Annotated in this window: 24 protein-coding genes, 1 pseudogene and 1 riboswitch; of the genes and pseudogenes, 2 read left to right on the top strand and 23 right to left on the bottom strand. The window is 26.4% G+C overall.

The window, feature by feature from the left end; genetic code table 11:
- Window positions 1–8 precede the first annotated feature (8 nt).
- Both thiM and BLP75_RS09990 read right to left on the bottom strand, forming a co-directional pair.
- Window positions 9–803 carry a hydroxyethylthiazole kinase gene (thiM, locus tag BLP75_RS09995; RefSeq protein WP_092725744.1) on the bottom strand — a complete coding sequence of 265 codons (795 nt, stop codon included), beginning with the start codon at window positions 801–803 and terminating at the stop codon, window positions 9–11.
- A gap of 266 nt (window positions 804–1,069) precedes the next feature.
- Window positions 1,070–1,163: riboswitch (TPP riboswitch) on the bottom strand.
- A gap of 514 nt (window positions 1,164–1,677) precedes the next feature.
- A complete protein-coding gene (locus tag BLP75_RS09990) occupies window positions 1,678–1,974 on the bottom strand; it encodes a hypothetical protein (RefSeq protein ID WP_092725743.1) in 297 nt (98 codons plus the stop codon).
- 1,208 nt (window positions 1,975–3,182) lie between these two features.
- Between BLP75_RS09990 and BLP75_RS18155 the strand changes: the two genes are divergently transcribed.
- Window positions 3,183–4,505, top strand: coding sequence for a bifunctional diguanylate cyclase/phosphodiesterase (locus BLP75_RS18155; protein WP_170827943.1), 1,323 nt, complete (start codon window positions 3,183–3,185; stop codon window positions 4,503–4,505).
- A 20-nt stretch (window positions 4,506–4,525) separates the two neighbouring features.
- Here BLP75_RS18155 and BLP75_RS09980 read toward each other — a convergent pair whose 3' ends face one another.
- The 4 genes from BLP75_RS09980 to BLP75_RS09965 all read right to left on the bottom strand — a co-directional run bounded on the left by BLP75_RS09980 (window position 4,526) and on the right by BLP75_RS09965 (window position 7,893).
- Window positions 4,526–5,017 (bottom strand): hypothetical protein, encoded by a 492-nt coding sequence (locus BLP75_RS09980; protein ID WP_092725739.1) that lies wholly within the window; start codon window positions 5,015–5,017, stop codon window positions 4,526–4,528.
- Window positions 5,002–6,528, bottom strand: coding sequence for a TrkH family potassium uptake protein (locus BLP75_RS09975; RefSeq protein ID WP_092725737.1), 1,527 nt, complete (start codon window positions 6,526–6,528; stop codon window positions 5,002–5,004). The genes BLP75_RS09980 and BLP75_RS09975 overlap by 16 nt, the downstream gene beginning before the upstream one ends.
- A 191-nt stretch (window positions 6,529–6,719) precedes the next feature.
- Complete coding sequence (locus BLP75_RS09970; protein ID WP_092725735.1) at window positions 6,720–7,403, bottom strand: potassium channel family protein; 684 nt, start codon at window positions 7,401–7,403, stop codon at window positions 6,720–6,722.
- Window positions 7,404–7,500: 97 nt separating this feature from the next.
- Complete coding sequence (locus BLP75_RS09965; protein WP_092725734.1) at window positions 7,501–7,893, bottom strand: potassium channel family protein; 393 nt, start codon at window positions 7,891–7,893, stop codon at window positions 7,501–7,503.
- Between the two features lie 180 nt (window positions 7,894–8,073).
- On the opposite strand from BLP75_RS09965, the gene BLP75_RS09960 reads away from it, so the two are divergent.
- The gene (locus BLP75_RS09960; RefSeq protein ID WP_092725732.1) at window positions 8,074–8,478 is read left to right on the top strand and encodes a hypothetical protein; all 405 of its coding nucleotides are present in this window, start codon (window positions 8,074–8,076) and stop codon (window positions 8,476–8,478) included.
- A 90-nt stretch (window positions 8,479–8,568) separates the two neighbouring features.
- On the opposite strand, the gene BLP75_RS09955 is transcribed toward BLP75_RS09960, so the two are convergent.
- The 17 genes and pseudogenes from BLP75_RS09955 to BLP75_RS09870 all read right to left on the bottom strand — a co-directional run bounded on the left by BLP75_RS09955 (window position 8,569) and on the right by BLP75_RS09870 (window position 24,105).
- Entirely contained in the window at window positions 8,569–9,102 is a 534-nt protein-coding gene (locus BLP75_RS09955) for a (Fe-S)-binding protein (protein WP_092725730.1), read from the bottom strand.
- A gap of 16 nt (window positions 9,103–9,118) precedes the next feature.
- On the bottom strand, window positions 9,119–10,261 hold the full coding sequence (locus tag BLP75_RS09950) for an aminotransferase class V-fold PLP-dependent enzyme (protein ID WP_092725728.1): 1,143 nt from the start codon (window positions 10,259–10,261) through the stop codon (window positions 9,119–9,121).
- A gap of 134 nt (window positions 10,262–10,395) precedes the next feature.
- The gene (locus tag BLP75_RS09945; RefSeq protein WP_092725727.1) at window positions 10,396–11,142 is read right to left on the bottom strand and encodes an ABC transporter permease; all 747 of its coding nucleotides are present in this window, start codon (window positions 11,140–11,142) and stop codon (window positions 10,396–10,398) included.
- Window positions 11,142–11,798, bottom strand: coding sequence for an ABC transporter ATP-binding protein (locus BLP75_RS09940; RefSeq protein WP_092725725.1), 657 nt, complete (start codon window positions 11,796–11,798; stop codon window positions 11,142–11,144). The genes BLP75_RS09945 and BLP75_RS09940 overlap by 1 nt, the downstream gene beginning before the upstream one ends.
- 182 nt (window positions 11,799–11,980) lie before the next feature.
- Window positions 11,981–12,556 (bottom strand): hypothetical protein, encoded by a 576-nt coding sequence (locus BLP75_RS09935; RefSeq protein ID WP_092725724.1) that lies wholly within the window; start codon window positions 12,554–12,556, stop codon window positions 11,981–11,983.
- Between the two features lie 91 nt (window positions 12,557–12,647).
- Window positions 12,648–13,856 (bottom strand): ABC transporter permease, encoded by a 1,209-nt coding sequence (locus BLP75_RS09930; protein ID WP_092725722.1) that lies wholly within the window; start codon window positions 13,854–13,856, stop codon window positions 12,648–12,650.
- A gap of 2 nt (window positions 13,857–13,858) precedes the next feature.
- Window positions 13,859–14,545: an ABC transporter ATP-binding protein gene (locus tag BLP75_RS09925; protein WP_330385801.1), complete on the bottom strand. Its 687-nt coding sequence runs from the start codon at window positions 14,543–14,545 to the stop codon at window positions 13,859–13,861.
- A 29-nt stretch (window positions 14,546–14,574) separates the two neighbouring features.
- Window positions 14,575–15,639, bottom strand: coding sequence for an efflux RND transporter periplasmic adaptor subunit (locus tag BLP75_RS09920; RefSeq protein WP_092725720.1), 1,065 nt, complete (start codon window positions 15,637–15,639; stop codon window positions 14,575–14,577).
- A 291-nt stretch (window positions 15,640–15,930) separates the two neighbouring features.
- Complete coding sequence (locus tag BLP75_RS09915) at window positions 15,931–17,013, bottom strand: DUF4179 domain-containing protein (protein ID WP_092725718.1); 1,083 nt, start codon at window positions 17,011–17,013, stop codon at window positions 15,931–15,933.
- A gap of 5 nt (window positions 17,014–17,018) precedes the next feature.
- Window positions 17,019–17,567 (bottom strand): sigma-70 family RNA polymerase sigma factor, encoded by a 549-nt coding sequence (locus BLP75_RS09910; protein WP_092725717.1) that lies wholly within the window; start codon window positions 17,565–17,567, stop codon window positions 17,019–17,021.
- A 289-nt stretch (window positions 17,568–17,856) separates the two neighbouring features.
- Complete coding sequence (locus BLP75_RS09905; protein WP_092725715.1) at window positions 17,857–18,654, bottom strand: Cof-type HAD-IIB family hydrolase; 798 nt, start codon at window positions 18,652–18,654, stop codon at window positions 17,857–17,859.
- Window positions 18,655–19,042: 388 nt separating this feature from the next.
- Complete coding sequence (tnpB, locus tag BLP75_RS09900; RefSeq protein WP_330385800.1) at window positions 19,043–20,140, bottom strand: IS200/IS605 family element RNA-guided endonuclease TnpB; 1,098 nt, start codon at window positions 20,138–20,140, stop codon at window positions 19,043–19,045.
- A 44-nt stretch (window positions 20,141–20,184) separates the two neighbouring features.
- Window positions 20,185–20,364: pseudogene (tnpA, locus tag BLP75_RS09895) on the bottom strand (IS200/IS605 family transposase); the annotation flags it as partial.
- 263 nt (window positions 20,365–20,627) lie between these two features.
- Window positions 20,628–21,413 carry an HAD family hydrolase gene (locus tag BLP75_RS09890; RefSeq protein WP_092725711.1) on the bottom strand — a complete coding sequence of 262 codons (786 nt, stop codon included), beginning with the start codon at window positions 21,411–21,413 and terminating at the stop codon, window positions 20,628–20,630.
- 894 nt (window positions 21,414–22,307) lie between these two features.
- Window positions 22,308–22,661, bottom strand: a complete 354-nt coding sequence (locus BLP75_RS09880; protein ID WP_092725707.1) for a response regulator — start codon at window positions 22,659–22,661, stop codon at window positions 22,308–22,310.
- Window positions 22,662–22,832: 171 nt separating this feature from the next.
- Window positions 22,833–23,639 carry a CheR family methyltransferase gene (locus BLP75_RS09875; protein WP_092725706.1) on the bottom strand — a complete coding sequence of 269 codons (807 nt, stop codon included), beginning with the start codon at window positions 23,637–23,639 and terminating at the stop codon, window positions 22,833–22,835.
- A complete protein-coding gene (locus tag BLP75_RS09870; protein ID WP_242872418.1) occupies window positions 23,623–24,105 on the bottom strand; it encodes a chemotaxis protein CheW in 483 nt (160 codons plus the stop codon). The genes BLP75_RS09875 and BLP75_RS09870 overlap by 17 nt, the downstream gene beginning before the upstream one ends.
- Window positions 24,106–24,107: the final 2 nt, after the last annotated feature.

Genomic DNA, 24,107 nt, shown 5'->3' with positions numbered 1-24,107 from the left:
TTTAATATTTAAGCTAGAACTAGCTCTTCTATCTTTGCATATGTATTTAATTTATCAACATTTAAACTATATACTTCATCCATTAAATTCACTTTAAAGCTTCCTATAGCTGGATTTTGACTATCAGCTAGTTCACCACATAAAGACATTGTCAAAATACCCATAGTAGCACATTCTAATGTATTTTTATCACAGCCTAAAAAACTTGCAATTAAACTTGCACTCATACAACCAGTTCCAGTTATGCCTTTAAGCTTTTTAGTTCCATTATTTATTTTATAAACGCTATCTCCATCTGTTATAATATCTGTCTTTCCTGTGGCGGCTACTACACATTCTAATTTCTTAGCTACCTTTTTTATAATCTCTGTACAATCTGTTTCATCATCAAATGAATCTACACCTTTTCCCTTTACATCAAATCCCCCTATAAATTTGATTTCTGCTATATTTCCTTTTACTACATCAAACTTAACTTCATTTAAAAGCTTATTAGTAAGATTTGTTCTAGCTTCAGTTGCAAACACACCTACTGGGTCTAATATGACAGGCTTTTTGTACTTATTAGCAACTTTACCTGCTATTAGATATAAGTTTAATAACTCTGAATTCATAGTTCCTATATTTATAACTACTGAATTTGCTATCTTTACTATATCCTCTACTTCCTCATATGAAAAACTCATCAAAGGGCTTGCCCCTAATGCTAACGTTATATTAGCACAATCATTTATAGTTACATTATTTGTATAATGCAAAACTAATGGATTTACGTCTTTCACCTTTTCAATTAAATTAAACATATTAAAGTCCCCCTAATTTAAGTTTTAGTATTAAAATTCGCTTTGCTCATGTCGCCAACGACTTCGTCCGTTGCTCAAAAATATCATTTTTTTACTTTCACAAAGATGTTGATATTACTATACTTCATAGCTTACCCACAGTTTTTGATGTATTATAATGCTTTTAAGCGTAAAAAAAGCTATACCTGATTAGGTATAGCTTTATATACAATAAATATCAAAATTAATGTTTAGATTTGTAACTATCTAAAATAATATTTGTTGTGTTAAGTCTTATAAAGCTTCCCTACGCTGGCATTATCCAGATCAGGTATAAGGGTCGGTAGTCCTCTCAGCCTAGTGGCTCCCCTAGCAATTTTTAAATTGTATTTACACTTTAAGTATAGTACTTTATTTTTATGTGTCAACTAATTTTTCCAATTTACAGCAAAAAAATAAAAGACAATAGATTTAATAGTTATAGCCATCAAATCTAATGCCTTTTACCAAAGCTTATGCTTTTTCCTCTTTTTCGACTTTTATTAAATAACATCTACTACTTAGCATTTAGTCACCTATTGGCTATTGACTTCATTTACTAACAGTCATGAGATTAAAAAGAGGTAATTTTAATCTCAGTTAGGTTATTTAATATGACATCCTAAGACATCTCATCTATCTAATCACCCAATAGATACTAGTAAAAGGTTTAGGTTATTGCCTAGCTTTTATCTAGTGTGTTTAGATACAAGGTAATCTAAATCACCTTTGTAATAATATATTAACCAATTCTTTATTTTAAATTCATAATTAATTAAATTTTTTATTTTAAGCAACGAACGAAGTCGTTTGCAACATGAAGTGTAGCGAATTTTTCATCTATTTATAAATATTTTTAATATTTGAATAGTCCAAAATCAGTTTCTACTGTAAATTTATCTCTGCTAAGTAGTCCACCATAAGATATAGTTAAGTTTTGTAATTGAGCAGCTAATTTTACGTTTATTACTATCTCATATCCCTCTGCTTTAAAAAGTAAGTCATCGTCTTCTTTTTTGTCAAATGTAAAATCTAGTCTACCTTTTTCAAATATAGATTCTCTTTTTGTTACTATTCTTATATATTTATGCTCGCTGTTTTTTAGTAATTTATCTAATTCAGCTTTTGCTGGTTGTGTAATTAATATTTCCATTTTCCATCTCCTCTGATAAAAATTTTAATTTATTAGCTATGTTATCCAATTGTCCACAATATAACACATATTAGTTTTTGTGTAAAGAATAATTTATACTTGTTTTTTTAATAATTAATATATAATAGTTTGTTAATTAATTATTACATTTATGTCGATTCGATTTTAATTTAGTTGTAAAAGGGGTATAATATGTACTTATGAGTATATTTTAAGGATGTGAACATATGCGTTTGTTTTTTTTGATTCAAGTATTAATTACATGTTTTGTTTTTATAATTTCTAATAAATTAGATTTTAGTGGTACTTATTTTTCATATAACAATAGCATCTATATTTTAACTAATATAATATGGAATTTACAGATTTTGATATCTATTATATATACTTCAAAAAAAATTAAAAACAATGATACTATTCATAAAACTTTAATTGGTGTTTTGTCTAGCATTTACTTATTGTCTACTATAGATTTAGTATGGGTACTTGGTTATATGCGTATGAGGCAAACGATTCCAATTTATGTCAACTCTTTACTTATAATATTGTTTTTTTTGACTACTTTTTATTATTTAGCTAAATTAATTAAATATATATCTAGATATAAGATATTTTATATTGTATTTAGAGATTCTTTAATTGCATTCATTCCGATTGCTATCTTATTTTTCGATAGCTTAGACAACATATTCTTAATTACATTTTTAAAATCTCTATTTTTACAATTTGAAAACGTTAAGTTTACTTTTTCAGTTTTAGAAAAAATATCAATGATATTTTATGGATTTTTTGTTATGTTATTATTTATGTTTTCAATATATAAAAAGAAATTTAGAAAAGCCAGTACTTTCCTTTTAGCTTCTTTTTTTGTATCAAATTTTATATATTATAGTAGCTATGTGTTAAATATATTAGATGATAATGTTGCATACGCCCTGCATATAAGCTTAAACAATTTTCTTCATATAATTTTACATTTAATGTTTTTATATTATCTGATAAAAGATCAATATGTTAACGAGGAGCTTATTAATAATGAACATAATCAAATTAATAATAAAATTACTAATATATTTTTAGGTATAATACCTCTACTATTTTTATTATTATATATTTATGTTTCTAAATTTATAGATTCTAGCATTTCCCCTTACAAATATATTAAAGTAACTATAATAAGTATAACTTTACTTATATTTAGAGATGCTTTGGTTCTAGATGAAAATATTAAATTATTAAAAAACATAAAAAAACAATCTAAGTTAGATTATTTATGTGAAATATATAATAGAATTGGATTTAACTCAGCATCTAGATCATTTAAAAATAATTATACTTTATTTTTCTTTGATATAAAAAAGTTTAAAGATATAAACGATATTTATGGACATGAATCAGGAGATAATGCATTAGTATTTGTGGCTAATTTACTTAGATCTATTTCTGAGGACATAGATAAAGAAACACTATTTTGTAGATATGGTGGAGATGAATTTATATTTGCTATAAAATCTGTAGACAAAAACTATATAGATAATTTATCTTCTCATTTTAGTAAAAAAAGATATATCAATGCTTTAAACAATGATTATAAAATTTGCATAAAGTTAGATGTTGGTTATAGTGTAAATACCGAATCTAAACATATTTCAAGGGTTGTTCAAGAAGCAGACTATGCTATGTATGTAAGTAAAAGAAATGTTAGTGGAGCTGTTGTTGAATTTGATAGTAAATTAAAAGATGAATTTGATAGAGTTAACTTACTAAAAAAAGAGTTTAAAAATGATTTAAGCAATAAAAAAATATATGCAGTTTATCAACCTAAAGTCTCAATTGACTCCAATAAAGTTTTAGGATATGAAACTTTATGTAGATGGAATAATGATGTATTAGGTGAATTAAGTCCTAATGATTTTTTGCCAGTAATTGAAAACATGGGAAACATGAATGTCTTAGATGTATATATATTTGAAGAAGCCTGTAAGTTTCAAAACTTACTCTCTTGTGAGGGAATTTACCAGCAGTGTTCGGTAAATATTTCTCTAAAAACTCTTCAAAACCCTAGTACTTGTGAAAAAATCATTAAGATAACACAAAATTACAACATAAATCCTAAAAATATTACCCTGGAAATACTAGAAAGTATTACTTCTAAAAATAATTTATATATATTAGAAAGAATAAAAACTTTAAGTGATTTTGGATTTTTAATTTCTATAGATGATTTTGGAACAGAGTACTCCTCCTTAAGTAAATTATTTACTATTAAGTTTGATGAAATAAAAATCCCTATAGATTTTGTAAAAGAAATTGATAATATGGTTCAGTTTAATGTTGTTAAATATATTTCTAATTTGGCAAATGAACTTAATATAAAAACAGTTGTAGAAGGAATAGAAAATGAAACTCAGCTTAAAGTTTTTCAGCTTTTAAACTTCAACTCAGCTCAAGGATTTTATTTTTCTAGACCTTTAAAAGCTGAAGATTATATAACATTTTATAAAGAGAATATAAAAAAATACTGGAAATAATATTCCAGTATTTTTATCATCTATTTTTGCTTTTTATAAACTATATATCCCATAAATATTACTATTACAGTAGATACTATACCTGTGTAAATTTTGTTTTTTTCTATTATCTCAATAGTCTTTTTACCTTCCTTTATTACATTAACTTCTTTTGCATGTATATCCATATCTCCGCCATGCTCACTACATGCTCTATTGAAAGTTCCTTTAACATCTATTGTATCTCCAACTTTGCTATATCCACCAAATTTACTTACTTTATTAGCATCTTCAGTTCTCATATAAACTCCCATAGCATTAGTTGTATCATTTATATTTATCCAAGTATGATCGTCTCTTTTTAGAGACTCTCCTATTGCTTCACCTTTTATTGTTATTTCTTTTTTATCAAAGCTTTTTCCATTTTCTATTAAATCATTTATCGTATATTCATTAGCACTTATTTTTAAAGGTATTATAAATATTGTACAAATAGATATTATTAATAATGCTTTACTTATTTTCTTATACATAATTTTTTTATTCCTCCAATAGTAAATCCAATTAACGCAAAGACTGCCATAAACTCTAATCTACCTAAATACATTGCTATAATATAATATACTTTAAGAGGATTTGGCATTGTAATTGAAGTTATACCTATTGATAAACCAACATTTCCTGTTACTGATGCTGACTCAAAAGCCGAATCTAACATTGGATATCCATAATAGCATCCAAGCATGGTTCCTCCTAAGAATAAAATCATATAAAGTATAATTATCAAAGCACTAGATTTTACTACGTCACTATCTAAAGTATGTTCTTTTAAATGATGATATTTAAAAGTTTTTACTCTTCTATCTGATATTAAGCTCTTTTTAATATCTGCTATAAATCCTTTAACTACAATTCCTATTCTAAGAGCTTTAAATCCTCCTGCAGTAGAACAAGCACAACCACCAAATAACATTGCAATTATCATTACTAATATAGCAAAATCTCCCCATTCTAGAGCGAACTGTCTTGCGTATAAATTCATAAATCCTGTCGTAGTATGAGCTGATAATAGTCCATATACACCTTTTCTAAATATAGCAGTTGCATTAGGATATACATTAAGTCTAGCTAATCCTTTTACTATAAAGAATGAAGTAAGCAAGATTGTAGCTGTAAAAGTTTGAATTTCTATATTTTTATAAATCTCTTTTTTATTACCCTTCCATATAGCATAGTGAAGTCCAAAGTTTAATGCCCCAAGTACAAGGAATATTACCGTTACTATTTCATAAGAGAAACTGTGGTAATATAACATATTCTGGCTCATTGGTGAAAATCCTCCAGTACTCCATGCAGATACAAATATACATGCTGCATGATAAAGAGATCTCATAGGTTTAAGACCTATAAACATACCATTTATCCATAGTACAAAAGTCCCTATTGCAAAATACAATAAACTTATTATCCATATCAATCTTGTTGTATTTCTTGTATTTGGTGCTAATTCAACATCCTTACCTTCTCCAACATACATTTTGTAAGCGCCTTGAGTCTTTGAAGATAAAAACATTATTGCAAGTACAACCATACCTTGACCACCAACAAAAGTTAAAATATGTCTCCATAAATTTAAACTTACACTTAAATGATCTATATCTTGAAGTAAAAATACTCCCGTTGTTGTAAATCCACTTATAACATCATAACACGCATCTAAAAAAGATTTCATATGACCACTTAAGTAATATGGTATTGCACAAAGTATCATAAGTAGTATCCATGAAAGGGAAGCAACTATTAGTCCGTGCTTCCATTCCATGTATATTTTATCTTTATTTGTATTTCCTATTAGTATTAGTCCAAATCCTATTATAAGTGATATATTTATACTTATAATAAAATCAATCAATGGTTCATATTCTTTTAAAATTATTGAAGTTAATATAGGTATTAGCATAAGAAGAGCTGTTCCTATAACTATATATCCTGTATAGTAGCTTATAACCTTAACATCATTTATATTTCTTTCCGCCGCTTTCATAAAATTTACCTTCTTATATTAAATTTGTCATAATTAATAAAACAGCTACTAATATTGACATATATGATAGTTCCTTTACCATACCAATAACTATCTCTTTAATTTTTAACATCTTACACACCTCTAATATTAAATATATTTTTATACTAGGTAATTTATGTTTAAATCACCATTTTTTAAATGGTAATACTCTAATGTCTAAATAATGCTTTTTCTAACTTCGAATAATTTTTACCATCTTCATTTGTCATATTGTTGCTATCTGTTACTAAAACAATTTTATCATGTTCTTTTATCATAGTATCTCCCTTAGGATATATTACTTCTCCGTCCCTAAATACAGATACTAATACACAGTTAGCTGGTATATCTAAGTTTTTAACTAGCTTATCGCACCATGATGCCTTTTTGTCTATATCCACTTCAGCTAATATTGTTTCTCCTCTTTCAAATATTTGTAATATCCTTATTTTTTCACTTTCACATTCCCAATCAATTAAGTTAGTTATTACTTGAGTACTACAAACCGTACTGTCTACTCCTAAAGTCTTAAATAACTGTTGATTTTTAGGGTTATTAACCCTAGCTATAGTATGTTGTATATTGAAATTATTTTTAACAACCTGGCAAATAACTAAGTTCTCCTCATCTTTACCTGTAACTGCCGCTACAACATCTGCTACGTCTATATCTGCGTCTTTTAATACATCTATATCTGTTCCATCTCCATTTATTATATCTATATCAACTTGTTCAGATATTTTTTCGCATAAGTTCTTATCTTTTTCTATTAAAGTAACATCATGCTTTTTATTTTTTAGTGTGTTTATAAGATAAAATCCAACTTTACCTCCACCAATTACTATAACTTTCATTTTTACTACCTCTTTTTATAAATTTTATAATTTCCTAAGATATTAGTTATTTTGAGCAACGTACTAAGTCGTTGGCTACAGTCGCAAAGCTACTTTTTTATATTCTACTTTTTAAAGCTTCAATACCTAGTTTTATAGGATTGATATATTGTATATTTAATGATTTATAAATATGCTCTTTGCTTACATCTGCTACTTTTGCTACAACAGTGTTTACATTAAATATATCTTTTGCTACCTGACATGCAGTTATATTTATACTGTCATTTTGCGTTAATGCTAAAAATACATCTGCATTTTCTATTCCTGCCTCTCTTAAAATATCTAAGTCATACTCTATTCCAAGTATCCTCGTTGCATTTAGTCCCGTACCTAACAAATCCAACCTTTGTTTGTCTCTGTCAACTATTACAAGATCATGCCCATCATCTAATAAGTCTTTAGCTAAGTTTGAGCCAATTCTTCCACATCCAGCTATTATGATGTACATATGTTTTCACTCCTTAATTTATATTTACATTGAATTGTATTACATTTTACATTAAATTGTGTAATCTTTTTAGTTAAATTTTGGTTAAAAATTTTTAATCATTGTACAACCATAGGATTTATCTTGATGTTTAGAATATTTTTTATAAAAAATCTAAAACTATGACAAGGAGGTGTTTTTATGAAAAAATTAATTTTAACTTTATCTTTTGTATTCTTGTTTTCTAGTATTTCATTTGCTTATAGTAGAGAAATCTCCGTAGAAAACAATACTTCACTTACTGAAAAATTAGGATATCCAGTAATAACTATAACTAATCATTCAAATAAAAAATTAAGTGTTGATTATAACTATTATAAGTATCCAGATAAAGCTCAAATAGAAGATGTTCTAGCTACTGTTGTTTTAGAACCTAACGAAAGTAAAGAGCTTCACCTAAAAGGACTTAAATTCTTAGCAAACACAGGTCAAGTAAGAAGAGTATGGTTTACTTGGAATATTGAAGGAAGATTAAAACCAAAAGATGCTCATATAGATACATTACCATTTACTTATGTAGATAAAGCTGAAGAACAATTAGGATAATCAAATTTTTAAATCAAAAGAGTGACTTTAAATTTTAAGATTCATAAGTCACTCTTTTTAAAATTTTTAACTAAATAACTTTATTTGTATTTATAGTTCATATCCAAGTAATAAAATCATATCTTCTAATTTTTCCACATTACTTTCATTTCCATTTTCATACAAATGCAAGCATCTCTTTAATTTACACTCACCCTTTATTAATTTAGTTGCAAATGCTAAACAAGTTTCTTGACCACATTTTTTACAATTTAACTTAGGTAAATATGCATAAGCTTCTATTGGACTTGGTAATTTTCTAAGTTCATCACATGGAGTTATTTCTTCTCTTTTTTCATCTACTTCATTAATAATATCTTTTATATAATCTAATACTTCAAATGCTTCTGTTTCATTTATTAATTTCGCTACATTTATATTATCTTCAAACATAGTTATAATCTTATGTTCCTTGTTAAATACAAATGTATTAGCTTTTTTGTTATAAATTCCTGTTTTTAAATATGTATTTAAATAAGGAAATATATCACTTATGTTTCTTGGTACATTAGCCTTTATTCTTATTCTTTTTGAATCTGTTGTACATGGTTGGATAAAACTTAAATTAATACTTTCTAAATACATTTTTATATTCCCCCATTTAGTCTTGTATTTCATTTAATGCATAAACTAAAGTATCAACTTCATGTTTTTCATTAAAGTATCCTATTCCTATTCTTATGCTTCCTATATCTTTTGTACCTATTAATTCATGAGCATTTGGTGCACAATGAAGTCCTGCTCTAAGCATTATATTATGTTTTAAATCCAGTTCATTAACTACATCTTCAGCTCTTTTATTTTTTAAATTAAATGATATTACCCCTACAATATCATCACTTTTTTTCGGTCCATATATTTCAATATTTTTCACATTACTTAATTTATCAATTGCATAATCTACTACTTCAGTTTCTTTTGTATGAATTTTTTGTATAGTTTCTTTATTTATAAATTTGATCGCTTCTTTTAGTCCTGCTAGCCCACTTACATTTAAAGTACCTGTTTCTAATTTATTTGGATAATAATCTGGCTGATATTCATATGCTGAATCGCCTCCAGTCCCACCTGCTTTTAAAGGTTTTATATCATAATCACAATTTACTATAAGTCCACCAGTTCCCATTGGCCCTAACAAACTTTTATGACCTGTAAAAGCTAACAAATCTATATTACTTTTATTTACATCTATATCTATTACTCCTGCTGTCTGAGCTGCATCTACTAAAAATAATATATTATTCTCCTTAGCTATTTTCCCTATTTCATCTATTGGCTGAATAGTACCCAATACATTTGATGCATGATTAAATACTATTAACTTTGTATTATTCTTTATTTCCTTTTCTACATCAAGTGGATTTGTGTATCCTTCTTTACTAGCTTTAACTTTTGTTATAGTTATGTTTATTTCTTTTTCTAAAGTTTTTAAACATCGCCATACAGCATTATGTTCTAAGCTACTTGTTATCACATGATCATTTTCTTCTAGAATTCCTCTTAATGCTAAATTTAAAGACTCTGTCACATTAGATGTAAATATTACTTTTTTATAATCCTTAAACTTAAATAAATCTCCTACTAACTTTCTAGTTTCATATACTAAAAAATCTGATTGCATAGCTTTTTGATAAGAGCCTCTTCCTGAGCTTGTCCCATTATTTATCATAAAATCATACATGGCTTTTGCTACTATTTCTGGCTTTGGATATGATGTTGCTGCATTATCTAAATAAATCCCCATAACCATTCCCCCTTAATGTTATGTTAATATCACTTAAGTTAATTTTAGCATAAAATCTATCTTAGATTATTTAATACACAAAAAAACGCAGAATTTTATAAATTAAATTCTACGTTTTTTTAAATGTAATGAAATTATATTTTAAGTTGTTTTCTTTCATTAAAGAAGTCTTTATAAGCCATATATGTAGCTAATATTACTGATATAGAAACTGATGATAATATCATAAATGTAACCATAATCTGAAACTTTATTGCTATAAGAGGTGATGCTCCACCTAATATAAGACCTGTCATCATTCCGGGAAGAGATACTATTCCTAGAGTTTTAGCTGAATCAATTGTAGGTATTATTGCCATTTTAATACTATCTCTAATTATTGTTTTAGATGCATCACCTATATCACTTCCTAGAGATAATTTTACTTCTACTTCACTTCTTCTATTTTTAAAACTCATGTTTAAATTTCTATATGCTAATCCTATAGCTACCATAGAGTTACTTATTATCATTCCTCCTACTGGTATTATTTCATTTGGTACAAATGCTATAGCTTTTGATACTATAAGAACTGAAAGTGTAATAGCTGTTCCTACTATTATAGATATAAAGGAAATAAACTCACAGTTTTTAATTCCTTCTCCTCTTTTTTTAGTATTAAGTGCTGCATTTATTATCATGATTAACACTAAACAAATTGTGAACACAGGACTTTTTTGACCAAATATAAATTCTAATATATATCCTACTATAACTAATTGAATAATTGCTCTAATCATACTTATAATAATTTCTTTTTCTAGCCCAAGCTTTTCTTTATAAGATATGAATATTGGTATAATGATTAAAACTGACGCTATTATTAATGATAATGTATCCATTATTTTAATATCTCCTCTTTTACTATCTTTCCTTGTTCTATTTGAATTCGTTTATTAAATATAGACTCACTCTGCTCTAAACTATGAGTTATCCACATAACAGTTACACCATCTTCATTCAAATCTTTTATTAAATCCTGAACTATTTTAGCATTTTGAGAATCTAATCCAGATGTAACTTCATCTAAAAGCAATATTTCTGGCTTATACAATAAATTTCTTATAAGAGCTACTCTTTGCTTTTCTCCACCAGATAAAGAGTTTATTCCTTTTTCTAGATAGCTTTCATCTAAATTTAACTTTTTCATAAATTTAATTATCTTATCTTTATTAACTTCTTGTTTTCTAATTTTAAAGGGATAAGATAGATTTTGATAAACTGTATCTCCAAATAGATAAGGTATTTGAACACAATAACTTATTTGTTTTCTTAAGTTTATAGGTTCATATGAATTATAATCTTTTTCATAAAATGAAATGCTTCCACTTGTTGGACTTATAAGATCAGAACAAAGTTTTAATAAAGTACTTTTACCAGATCCAGAAGTACCTATAATTGATACGCAATCTCCTTTTGATATCTTCAAATCTATACCATTTAAAATGTTGGTATTTTCAAAAGAATATTTTACATTTTCAAGGCTAAGTATACTCAAATTTAATCCTCCATAATATTGATATTTTATTATTACTGTCAATTTATATTATATAATAAAATTACCCTAAGATTATCATTTTTAAATATATAATATTGTTAATATACAAACAATTTATAAAAACTTTATAAAATACAAATACCCATACCTAACTATTAGGTATGGGTATTTCATTATCTAGATTAATTTTTTATTATATTTATTTTTTCCATATTACGCTTTTCGGCATAAGATTTCACTGGAAACTTGTTTAATCTTTCATTGTACTCCTTAAGACTCCCAACAGCAAGTTCTTTTATTATACCATCTATACTATAATCTAATTCTTCTATAGATTCTATAGATTTTGAAAGTTTTTCATCTTGTTTAACCTTTTCATTTTTATATAGTTCTACTAATACTTTGTTAACATCTTTATTTACTTCATTGATCATATCTATTCTTTTATTTGTATCACTAGTACTTTCTGAAAACTCTGATAGTTCTATTAACTCTTTTGTCTTAGTATCTATATTTTCTAATGTTTTTTTATCATTGATATACTTTAATATATCAGCTTGAGACTTTAATATAATATCATTTCTTTCAATTGCTGTATCCTTTATAACTCTTACATCTGATTCTATATCAACATAATCATTCTCAATAAAGTTAGCTTGACCATAACCCCAAACAAAAACTCCTCCTAATGGTACTAATATTACTACTGTTGCAACTATTGCTGCTCTTACTTTTTTATTTTTTAAATTTATTTTCATTTTAATATCTCCTTAAATTTTTAATTTATTTGATCTTTCACTTATATATTCGAATTGAATTTACTTAATCTTTCACTTTTTCATTAAAATTTTATCCTTGTATAGCTTTTATTGGATCTAAGTTTGATGCTTTATATGCAGGTATTGATCCAAATATAGCTCCTATTAATACAGATATAAAAACTGCATTAAAATATATTTCTATTGTTGGTATAGCTTTTATTCCTAAATACCCAGATGCATAATTAGCTGCAAATGTACCTACAATCATTCCTACGATTCCACCTATTAAAGTTATCACTATTGTTTCTATTAAAAATTGTATAAGTATATCTTTTGGCTCTGCACCAATTGCCCTTCTAATTCCTATTTCTCTTTGTCTTTCAGTTACAGACATATACATTATATTCATTATTCCTATCCCACCTATGAAAAGAGATACATTTGATATAACAGATGTAAATCTATTTATAGTCTGTTGCATATATCCCAATTCATGTGTTTGATTATTTCCGCCAGTTAATGCATACTCACCATCTTCTGCTGTATTAGTTTGAAGCATATTAACAACATTATCGCCTATTTCCATTACATCATAGCCTTTACTAACTAAGATATTAACTCCACTTATAACACTTCCAAAACTCTGCATATTGTTTAATTCATTTAATATTTTGGGAGACAAATATGATTTTGCTTGTTCAAATAAATCATCCATTTCTGACTTATTTTCTTTAGATTCTTTTAAAACTCCTATAACCTCAAATGTTTCTCCATTAATATCTACGGGTTGCCCTATTGCTGATTTAGTATCTTCTCCAAATAATTTAGAAGCAATTAAACGGTCTAGTACTATTACATTTCTATCTAGATCCTCTAGCGAAAATAACCTACCACATTCAACATCTAATTTTAGCTTATCTTTGTACTCTATAATTTCACTAAATATACTTTCATCTTTACCGTTAATTTGAGTTCCATAACTTAAACTTTCAGCACTACCATATTTAGCAACTACTCTTTCAACTCCACTTACTAATGAAATTTTATCTAAATCCTCTGATGTAAATGGATTTATTAAACTTGGGTCAATAGAACTTTCATAGTTTTGATCAAATCGTATTGATATTTCTCTGTATTTAGGATCATCTAAATTTTTATCTCCCACTTCTTCTATTCCATTTCCGATACTAGATACTACAACTACCGAAGTTATACCTAAAACTATCCACACCATAGCAACTATTACACGTAACTTATTAGTCTTTATATTTTCTATTGCATTTTTTATAATTACCATAACTATTCCTCACTTTCTACTACTACACCATCTTTTAATCTAACAACCTTTGTTGCGTAGTTTAAAAGTTCTGGGTCATGTGTAACCATAATTATTGTTTTTCCATCGTTATTTAATTTTTTTAATAAATCCATTATGTCCTTACTTGTTTCAGTATCTAGTGCTCCTGTTGGTTCATCTGCAAATATTATATCTGGTTCATTTACTAGAGCACGAGCTATTGTAATACGTTGTTGCTGACCTCCAGATAATTCTAATGGTTTTTGATTTATTTTATCTGATAAATCTACTAGGTCTAAATTATGCTTAATTTTTTTATCTTTTTCTTCTTTTGAGTATTTATTATTGTATATCATTGGTAACTCAACATTTTTATATATATTTAAATTTTGAATAAGGTTAAATTGCTGAAACACAAATCCTATATTTGTATTTCTAAATTTTGATCTCTCTTTTTCACTTAAATTTGTAACATCATTTCCTTTAAATATATACTGACCTTCACTAAATCTATCTAAAAATCCTAATATATTTAGTAGTGTAGTTTTTCCACTACCTGACTTACCCATTATCATTACAAAGTCACCTTTTTTTATTTCTAAATTTATAGACTTTAAAACATGTAATTTATCTTTTCCAACTGGATAATATTTTTGCATATTTCTTAATTCTATTATATTGTTGCTCAATCTAAGCACCTCACTTCCTATTTTTTATTCTAATTTTCTAATTCACTTCTATTTGAATAAACTTCATCTCCATCTTTTATATCTCTACCTTGTACATCTTTTATAATTGCATCATTTTCTCTAACCCCTGATTTTACTAATGTAAATTCTTTTTGAACTTCGCCTTTTACTATTTCTGTTTTTAGCGCTTTTCCATCCCTTACTTTGTAAACATAGCTTTTTAAACCTTCATTGATTATTGCTGTGTTAGGAACTTTTTTATCATCACTTCCATGCAGTGCTACTATTTGCATATTTAATCCATTTTTTAAATTATCTTGATTTTTTAAACTTATCTCAACTCTATAGTTAGTCATTCCTGAATTTCCATATATATCTTGATTTTCACTAGAATTGTCAACTGGTCTATCACTTATCTTATCTATAAATCCATAATACTTTTCTTTTGTTGCTATTGACATCAACTCTACTGATTGACCTTTATTTATTTTGTATGAATCTCTTTCATTTACCTGTGCACTTACATATAATTCTGTACTTTCTAAAGTCATCACAGATCCTCCAGCTTCTTTTGCTTTTGATAAATCATTTAAGTATATTTTTCCACTAAATGGTGCATAAACTGATTGATATGCAGTTTTATTTAGTATAGCTACTTGGCTATTTAATTGCTTTATCTCCATATCTATAGCATTTTTACTTTCTTCATCTATAGCACTTTGTTTTTCCTTTTTCTTAACTCCTATTTGTACGTTTAAATCAGATATTTCTTTTACTTGAGCTGAATTTTTGCATAAAAATAACAAGTCCCCTTTTTGAACATGTTGACCATCGCTAACTTTTATAGTAGATAATTCACCTTGTTCTGCTGAAACAAATAATTCTTGTGATTGTTTGGGAACTATTTTACCACTCATAAATATTTTTTCTTTCCCAGCCACATTATATATATCTATCAAGCTTTGTTCTTGTTTTTCGTATTGAGCTTGAATACTATAATATCTATAAGCAAATACGCATCCACCCAACATTGTTACAGATATAAGTCCTACTATTATTTTTTTCTTTTTGTCTAATATAAATTTTTTAGTCATAATTATCCTCCGCTATATATAAATTAAATAATTTTATTTACTTTCTTTGTCTTACATATATTTATACGAATTAAAATTTCATTATCTTTCACTATTTCAAAAAAAATAAAAAAGTCGCTTCGCTCCTGTCGCCAACGACTTCGTCTGTTGCTCAAAATATTTTTATGCTCAAAACCAATTTATTTATATAACTTGCTTTCATAAATTATCTACATAAAATTAAGTATCATATATGTCCCTAAGCATAAAAAAAGATAGAAACTAATTTTATATAGCTCTATCTTTTTATATCTATTTACTTAAATCTATAGTAAATTCATCACCTATTTTTTTGTATACTTTTTTATAATCTCCTGTACTATCGTCTAATATCAATAAATATGGAGTAAGATTTAGTTTTTTTGCATTTTCATCAAACATTCTTAATGTGTCATCATATTCATAAATATATTTTTGACTCTTAGAATCAAGTACTCCTTGTATTGAAGTAAACTCTACCTTATTTCCAAGGTCATCTCTACCTTTTAAAATTATCTCTATAGCATTTTTTTCATTTTCAATATTTTTATGCCCTGTCATAGTTAATTTTATTTTTTGACTTATTATATTCCCTCTATAACTTTCTAACTTCATAGTAGCTCCTGTATCTAAATTTATCTTTTCTTTTAATTCAATATTTTTAGTATCTTTGTAAAGTTTATCTCCATTAACCTTAAACTTAAATGTCCATGGACCTATTATTCTTTTAAAGTAGTTTAAATCATCATCTTTACCTATAGCAAAATCCATTATTCTGAATTTAACATTTACATCACCTTTGTACTCTTTTGGCAATTCGTATCCAATTATAAAGTTTTGTTTAGATTCATTTACTTTTCCATAATATCCTCTTGCTGATCCATATATTTTTTCTCCATTTACATATAAATGATCTGAAACCATATCTAAATACTCATTTTCCTTTAGTTCTTTGTCATACTTTCTATTCATATGAATTATTAATTCATTTCCATCTAATATAACATTTTCTATTTTTAATGTTAAACCTCTTCTTGTAACTGATTGATTTATATAAGAGGAATATTCATCAATTTTATTATCTACTCCTAGAGCTATCTTTACAACCTCTGCAATATCTTCTATCGTACTATATGCATATGCACCTATTTTAGTTTGAGATATTATGCCTAGCGATATAATAACTATTGATGCTGCTGATATATATTTTTTATAATTTCTATTTTTATTAGATTTTCTAAATTGTTTTTTTAATTTCATCTTTTCTATATCTGTAAGCTCTTCTTTTTCATATTCATCTAAATCTACTTCTATTTCACATAATAAATCATAAATATTTTTATTTTCATTAGTCATAATACTTATCTCTCCTTTAACTTAAACATATCTCTTAATTTTTTCTTTCCCCTTGAGGCCCTAATATATAATGTATTTTTATTTGTCCCCATATCTAAAGCTACTTCTTCTAAATCTTTTTGTTCTATATACAATTTTATAAATAACTCTTTATCTTGAGGCTTTAATTGATTTAACATATCTTCTAACTCTTCGCTTATGTGTTCTTTTGTAATTTCCTCATGTACATCATAATTTGAGGCTATATCTAAATCATCTATACTATCATGAGTTACCTTTTCTTTATATTTCCTTAGGTAGTCTATAGATTTATATTTTGAAATACTTGCAACCCAGTTTTTAAAGGAGCTTTTACTCTCATCAAATCTATCAATATTATTCCAAATTGCAAATATTATATCATTCATACATTCCTCTTGATGGCTTTCAAGTGTGAATAGATGTTTTTTTATTACTGTTTTTATAATCCATGCGTAATTATCAATTACATATTCTAAAGCTTTTTCATCTTTATGCTTTAATCTGGATATAAAATTCTCCTCTGTAATTTTCATTTCCGTTCCTCCAAAACTTTTGTTTTTCAATAAATTCCGATCTACCTATTGATTCGTATAAATTCTTTCAATTCTTTCAATTTATCATTTATTTTTTCTATTTTTATATTGTTTATTCAAACTATCATTTTAGCTTACCTATATTCAATTAAAAATATTATAATAAATGTATCTCTTTTATTAAAGGTACAAAAAAAGTCCCCTAAAGGGGACCTTGATAAACTAATTAAACTCTTTTTTATTGAATCTGATCTTATTATATCTTCAAAACTATCTAGCTATCTTAAAACTATTTTATTATAAATTCTAAGCAATTATGAAACTCATCTATTACGTTACTTGCATGTTGTTTTAATTCTTCTTCTGCATAACTAAAAGTATATGAGTTTTTATTAAACCTTTCAAACATGCTTAAATCATTCCAAGAGTCTCCTATTACAAATACATCATCTTCATGAACTCCATAGTTTTCTAATACTCTTGAAATACCCTCTGCTTTAGATATATCCTTAGGCACTATATCTATAAAATATTTGTTTCTATATATACTTAAACTATCTCCTAGTTTATTTTCTATATCTGATATTTTTTCTTGTGTTTTTTCTATATCTTTATCTCTTATTTCAAGTCCTATAATATTTGCACTATATTTATTAGAATAAAACTCATCTTCTGTTATCCTAGTTACATTCCATTGTTCTTCCATACCATCTATTTCTAATACAGGATTATTAAAATATCCATCAACTATATATAAATTTTCACTGTCTGCGAAATAAAAATTAAAACTTTCTTTATCTTTTGAGTCTTCAAATACCTTTTTTATAATTTCATCTTCAATATCTTTACTATAAATAACTTCAAGATTTTTATCTAGTACTACAGCTCCATTACATAATATATATCCATCTGCTTCAATATTATAGTCCTTTACTAAATGTTTAACACCACCAAAATTTCTTCCTGTGCATAATAAAAAAGCATGTCCATTTTCTCTAAACTTCTTGATATACTCTATACTTTTTTCATGTATACCATCATTTACATATAATGTTCCATCTACATCAGATGCTAGTAATTTTCTCATACGCCCTCCTAAGTACTCTTTGCTTTATATATTACCATAATTTATATTAATTTTGCCATTTTTTACGTTCAAATAAATTATAATTACATTCTAACTATAAATAAGTGGCTTAAGCAAATCGAATTTTTACGTTTGTATTTTATTATCTTTATTTACCCATTATAATTATAGTTATAATTTATTATTTTGAGAGGTAAAAATGGGCAGTATTTTAATTTATTCAACATCATTTATAGTACTTATACTATTATTGTCTAGAAGTAGTGAACTACTCACCACTTAACTACCTACGGTAACGTTTGAAGTGGCAGCTTCTTGGTCAATAGTACCATTGTACTAAGTATCTCCAAGCTTATAGGATAGTTCCTATCCCAACTATATACCAAAATTATATAGCTAATTTCAGTAGGTTCATACTAGCATTTAAATCCCTGTTATGATGAATTTTACAATCTGGGCAAGTCCATTCTCTAAGTGCTAAATTTTTTACATCTTCATTCTTATATCCACAATTAGAACACATTTGACTGCTTGCATAGTTACAAGGAGCTACAATTATTTCTCGCCCATACCAACTTGCCTTATATTCTAACATTCTTCTAAATCCATACCAACTTGCTTCACTTATAGCTTTAGCTAACTTATGATTTTTCTGCATATTTTTTATCTTTAAGTCTTCAATAACTATTGTTTGGTTTTCACATATTAGTTTAGTCGATAACTTATTAAGAAAATCTGCCCTTTGGTCTGCTATCTTTTGATGTAGTTTCGCTACTTTTAATCTTGCTTTATTTCTATTTTTACTTCCTTTTACTTTTCTTGATAAATCTTTTTGTAATTTAGCTAATCTTTTTTCAGAACTTCTAAGGTGTTTAGGATTTTCAACTATCATACCATCAGAGCATACAGCAAACTGCTTTAATCCTACATCGATACCTATTTTTTTATCTATATTAGCCAATTTTTCTATTTCAGTTTCAACTAATACAGATATATAATACCTGTTGCTCGGTGTTTTTGATATAGTACAACTTTTTATTATTCCTTCAAAAATCCTATGCTGCTTTATTTTAATCCTAGTTTTCAATTTAGGTATTTTTATATACCCATTTTCAATATTTACAGTTGATCCTTGATTATTAGTTGTGTAACTATGATAATTAGTTTTCTTTGATTTGAACTTAGGAAATCCTACTGATTTATCTCTAAAAAAGTTCTTATATGCTTTATCTAAATTTAATTGTTCATTTGCTAATGCTAAACTATCAACTTCTTTTAACCACTCGTAATCTTTTTTATACTGGGCTGGCGTAGGGTATTTAATTTTTTTTATATCTAAATCTTTATTTTCTTCATAAGATTTAATTCTGTCTGCTAACATCATATTATATATAAATCTACTGCATCCAAATGTTTTTGCTAAAAATATCTTTTGTTCTTCATTTGGATATATTCTATATTTATATGCTCTAAGCAATTTTATCACCTACTTTCCTTGATTTTCTATATATTGTTTAACAACTTCTAATGGTGGTCCTTATCATGATTCCATTCTATCAACTCTACACCATAGTTAGGCGAAATATCTTCAAATATTTCTTTTAGCCTAAGCGATATGGCACCATCTATAACTGATCTTCTATATTTTATGCACATAACCAAATTGTAGTGTAATAAGAATACTGAATGATTATTACTATCTAATTTCATTAATTTAACTCCTTATTATTATTTACTACTGATTTAATCATATAACATCTTTTTATTATGAAAATCAAAAATAACCTGACGCTAGACTTACATCCTCCACCTACTACAATACCCGCTAAAATAGTTGCAATTATTATCTCTGTTACTAGTGTAATATGCTTGACTGTATTTTTAAGCAGTGTACTATCTTATAAAGATACATTAAAAAAAGATGTAGAGTAATCTACATCTTTTTGAATTTATATTAATTAAATCTAAATTTGTTATATAGCTATATTGTTTTTAATAGCTTCTACTACTCCATTTTCATCGTTACTTTTAGCTCTAAATCTAGCAACCTTTTTTAAGTCATCATGTGCATTTTCCATAGCATAACTATGATAAGCTGCACCCATCATTTCTAAGTCGTTTAGATAATCTCCAAATACCATTGTTTCTTCAAAATTTATACCTAACTTTTCTTGAAGTGCTTTAATGGCAACGCCTTTATTAGCTCCTTTTGCAGTAATATCTAACCAAATCTCACCTGATATTGTTACTTGAAGGTTCTCTCTATAATCATTAAAGTATTTATTACTATTATTTTCAGATCCTGAGAAGTCACAAATAGTTACTTTTAATATATCATCATCTATTTGATTTACGTCTTCAACAATTTCATATCTTTCATAATATTTCGATACTTCTTTTATAAATTCTTCATTATCACTTTCTACATATGCAGCTTTTTTACCACATAAGATTACATACGAATTATCTATTGTTCTTCCGATTTGTATAAGTTCTCTTGCTACACATTTATCTAATGCATTTATAAATAATTCCTCATCTTTATATACTACAAAAGTTCCATTTTCTGCGATAAACATCATTCTATCTTTTATAGATTCAAAACGCTTAGCTAAGTTATAATATTGCCTTCCACTTGCAGCTGCAAATATTATATTATTTTGTTCTAACTTTTCAAATACGTCAAAGAATTCATCATGAATTTCATTATTTCTATTTAATAAAGTTCCGTCCATGTCAGTTGCTATAAATTTAATCATTTCGTAACCTCCCCAAATTGTGATGTTAATTTCAATTATATCAAATTTAGACAAGTAATTCTTATTTTTGTACAAAAAGAACTTTATTGTTAAGTAATATCATTATTTAATTTATAATACCTTTTTACATATAATTTAAAGTTTATAAAATTAAAAGCTTTCTCATTACTTTATACATTATAAAGTTTATAACAAATAAACTAACTAAAGTTAAAAGTAAATTATGACTAAAAAATTTAAAACATATCACAACACCTATAACCTGTGATACCATAAATATTGATAAAATCAAAATCAAATTAAAAATCAAACTTTTTTCTTTTATAATCTTCCCACTAAAATTTTTCAACTTTGTATCCAATCTTTAACACCACCATTAACCATTTTTATTTTAGTACTTTTATACTTTATTTAACTTATTACAATTATGTTATTTGTTAGATTTATGTACTTTTTCCCACAATTACTATTATACAATATAATTCGTTTATTTTTTAATAAATCTATCAATTGGTAAAAATTTGATTTACTATGTTAATTATACATTTCTCAATGTTAACTGTCTGTTAAGTTATATTTTTATAATACAATATAAATCTTAAGATTTTCTTAACTAAATTCTTAAGATTTTCTTACAAATTTTTAAATTTATTTAAATAGTTTGTTTATCAGACTAATTTCGGTTAATTATGAATACTGATTATGCTAAAATATTTGTCTAATATATAATGTTACGCGCAATAAAAAGGAAGCATATGCTTCCTTTTTGCTAATTTCTAATTTAATTAATGTCTATGTATATTATTAAAAAGTCGCTTCGCTTAAGCCACTACATGACCGCTACACTTCCTGTGGCCAACGACTTCGTCCGTTGCCAAAGACTAGCAGTTAGTATTATAACTTAGATAAAGCAGATATTAACATTTCTTCTTTGAAAGGTTTTACTATAAATCCTTTTGCTCCGTATATTATAGCTTCTTTCATTCTTGCTTCTTGTCCTAAAGCTGATATCATTACTACTGCTGCAGCTGGATTTACTTTCTTTATCTCTCTTAAAGCTTCTAATCCATCCATTTCTGGCATTGTTATATCCATTGTTACTATGTCTGGTTGTAGCTCTTTGTACTTTTCTATTGCTACTACTCCATTTTCAGCTTCTCCAACTATTTCAAATCCATGCTTTGAAATCATGTTACGAATAGACATACGCATAAATGCTGCATCGTCAACTATTAATACTTTTTTCATCGTATTCCTCCATGTTATTAATTTTAGTCTTTTACCTAGTTTAAAATAATGCTTATATAGCTTTATACTAGCACTAGATATATCAAAATTAGTATTCTTATTTTTAAATTTATCCACTAATTATTATACCTAAAAATTTAAATTCTTACAAAATCTTTATTCATATTTTTACTATTTTTTTACATATACTGATGGTTTTATACGCTCAAAATCATTTTGTAAATTCGATAAATTTTCTGATAATCCAATTATTAAATATCCACCTGGCTTAAGAGCTTCATAAAGTCTTCTACATAGTTTCTCTTTTGTAGGATTGTCAAAGTAAATCATGACATTTCTACAGAAAATAACATCATATTTACGTCTTTCCCATCCTATGTCTTTATTTAAATTAAAATATTTAAACTCAACTAAGCTTTTTATATTATCATTAATTACATAAGTTTTCTCATTTGCTTTTTTAAAGTAATTTTTAACCCATGTTGGTGGTAATTTTGCTATTTTATCTGGTGAATATGCACCTAATTTTGCTTGTTTTAGTACATTATTAGATATATCAGATGCTGTTATAGATACCCTTGATCTTGTATTTATACCAAATACACTTGATGCCAACATAGCTACACAGTAGGCTTCTTCACCTGTAGATGAAGCTGCTGACCATATTTTTAAACCTCCTATTGGTGGTTTTTTTAAAGCCTTTGCAAATACTTCTTCTTTTAAAAATTCATAGTGCATTTCTTCACGCATAAAATATGTAAAATTAGTAGTAAGTCTTTCTACTAAAATTGAAGCTTGTTCTCCCGTTCTATCTTGTATTAGAGCATCTATATAACTTTTAAAATCCGTAAATCCTAAACGTTTTACAACAAGTAGTAATCTAGTTTCAATTAATGTTCTTTTATTTTCTAGATTTATACCATAGTTATTGTACATAAAATTTTTTAAACGCATAAAATCATTATTCGTTAATTTCATAATTCATATCCCCTACAATTTCTACTAATGAATTACAGTCTAATATTAACTGGACTTCATTGTTTATTTCACTTATGCCACTTATAAAGTTTTGCGCTATACCATCTTTACTTGATGTTGTCTTCATTATTTGACTTTCTGATATATTTATAACTTCATTTACTGCATCAACTATTAATCCTATTGTATTTCCTTTATGTTCAATTATAATTACACAAGTTCTCTCATTATACTCAATAGGCTCCAAATCAAATCTCATCCTAGCATCCATTACTGGAATTATTGTACTTCTTAAGTTGATAATCCCCTTAATATATTTAGGAATAAACGGAACTTTTGTTAATGGTAGCATTTCTATAATTTCTATAATGTACTTTGATGATAATGCATATTTTTTATTATCTATGATAAATACCATGTATAAATTATCTATATTGCTCTCTTCTATTTCTTCAATTTCTTTCACTA

It is taken from the genome of Romboutsia lituseburensis DSM 797 (assembly GCF_900103615.1).
In the GTDB taxonomy this organism is placed as follows: domain Bacteria; phylum Bacillota; class Clostridia; order Peptostreptococcales; family Peptostreptococcaceae; genus Romboutsia_F; species Romboutsia_F lituseburensis.
Note: the sequence above shows the minus strand (reverse complement) of the source record. Positions and strands in the feature narration are given on the sequence as shown.

Excerpts from the sequence above, each read along its gene's own strand:
- thiM (WP_092725744.1), bottom strand. The coding sequence starts at position 803 with ATGTTTAATTTAATTGAAAAGGTGAAAGACGTAAATCCATTAGTTTTG.
- BLP75_RS09990 (WP_092725743.1), bottom strand. The coding sequence starts at position 1,974 with ATGGAAATATTAATTACACAACCAGCAAAAGCTGAATTAGATAAATTA.
- BLP75_RS09980 (WP_092725739.1), bottom strand. The coding sequence starts at position 5,017 with ATGTATAAGAAAATAAGTAAAGCATTATTAATAATATCTATTTGTACA.
- BLP75_RS09975 (WP_092725737.1), bottom strand. The coding sequence starts at position 6,528 with ATGAAAGCGGCGGAAAGAAATATAAATGATGTTAAGGTTATAAGCTAC.
- BLP75_RS09970 (WP_092725735.1), bottom strand. The coding sequence starts at position 7,403 with ATGAAAGTTATAGTAATTGGTGGAGGTAAAGTTGGATTTTATCTTATA.
- BLP75_RS09965 (WP_092725734.1), bottom strand. The coding sequence starts at position 7,893 with ATGTACATCATAATAGCTGGATGTGGAAGAATTGGCTCAAACTTAGCT.
- BLP75_RS09960 (WP_092725732.1), top strand. The coding sequence starts at position 8,074 with ATGAAAAAATTAATTTTAACTTTATCTTTTGTATTCTTGTTTTCTAGT.
- BLP75_RS09955 (WP_092725730.1), bottom strand. The coding sequence starts at position 9,102 with ATGTATTTAGAAAGTATTAATTTAAGTTTTATCCAACCATGTACAACA.
- BLP75_RS09950 (WP_092725728.1), bottom strand. The coding sequence starts at position 10,261 with ATGGGGATTTATTTAGATAATGCAGCAACATCATATCCAAAGCCAGAA.
- BLP75_RS09945 (WP_092725727.1), bottom strand. The coding sequence starts at position 11,142 with ATGGATACATTATCATTAATAATAGCGTCAGTTTTAATCATTATACCA.
- BLP75_RS09935 (WP_092725724.1), bottom strand. The coding sequence starts at position 12,556 with ATGAAAATAAATTTAAAAAATAAAAAAGTAAGAGCAGCAATAGTTGCA.
- BLP75_RS09930 (WP_092725722.1), bottom strand. The coding sequence starts at position 13,856 with ATGGTAATTATAAAAAATGCAATAGAAAATATAAAGACTAATAAGTTA.
- BLP75_RS09920 (WP_092725720.1), bottom strand. The coding sequence starts at position 15,639 with ATGACTAAAAAATTTATATTAGACAAAAAGAAAAAAATAATAGTAGGA.
- BLP75_RS09915 (WP_092725718.1), bottom strand. The coding sequence starts at position 17,013 with ATGACTAATGAAAATAAAAATATTTATGATTTATTATGTGAAATAGAA.
- BLP75_RS09910 (WP_092725717.1), bottom strand. The coding sequence starts at position 17,567 with ATGAAAATTACAGAGGAGAATTTTATATCCAGATTAAAGCATAAAGAT.
- BLP75_RS09905 (WP_092725715.1), bottom strand. The coding sequence starts at position 18,654 with ATGAGAAAATTACTAGCATCTGATGTAGATGGAACATTATATGTAAAT.
- BLP75_RS09890 (WP_092725711.1), bottom strand. The coding sequence starts at position 21,413 with ATGATTAAATTTATAGCAACTGACATGGACGGAACTTTATTAAATAGA.
- BLP75_RS09880 (WP_092725707.1), bottom strand. The coding sequence starts at position 22,661 with ATGAAAAAAGTATTAATAGTTGACGATGCAGCATTTATGCGTATGTCT.
- BLP75_RS09875 (WP_092725706.1), bottom strand. The coding sequence starts at position 23,639 with ATGAAATTAACGAATAATGATTTTATGCGTTTAAAAAATTTTATGTAC.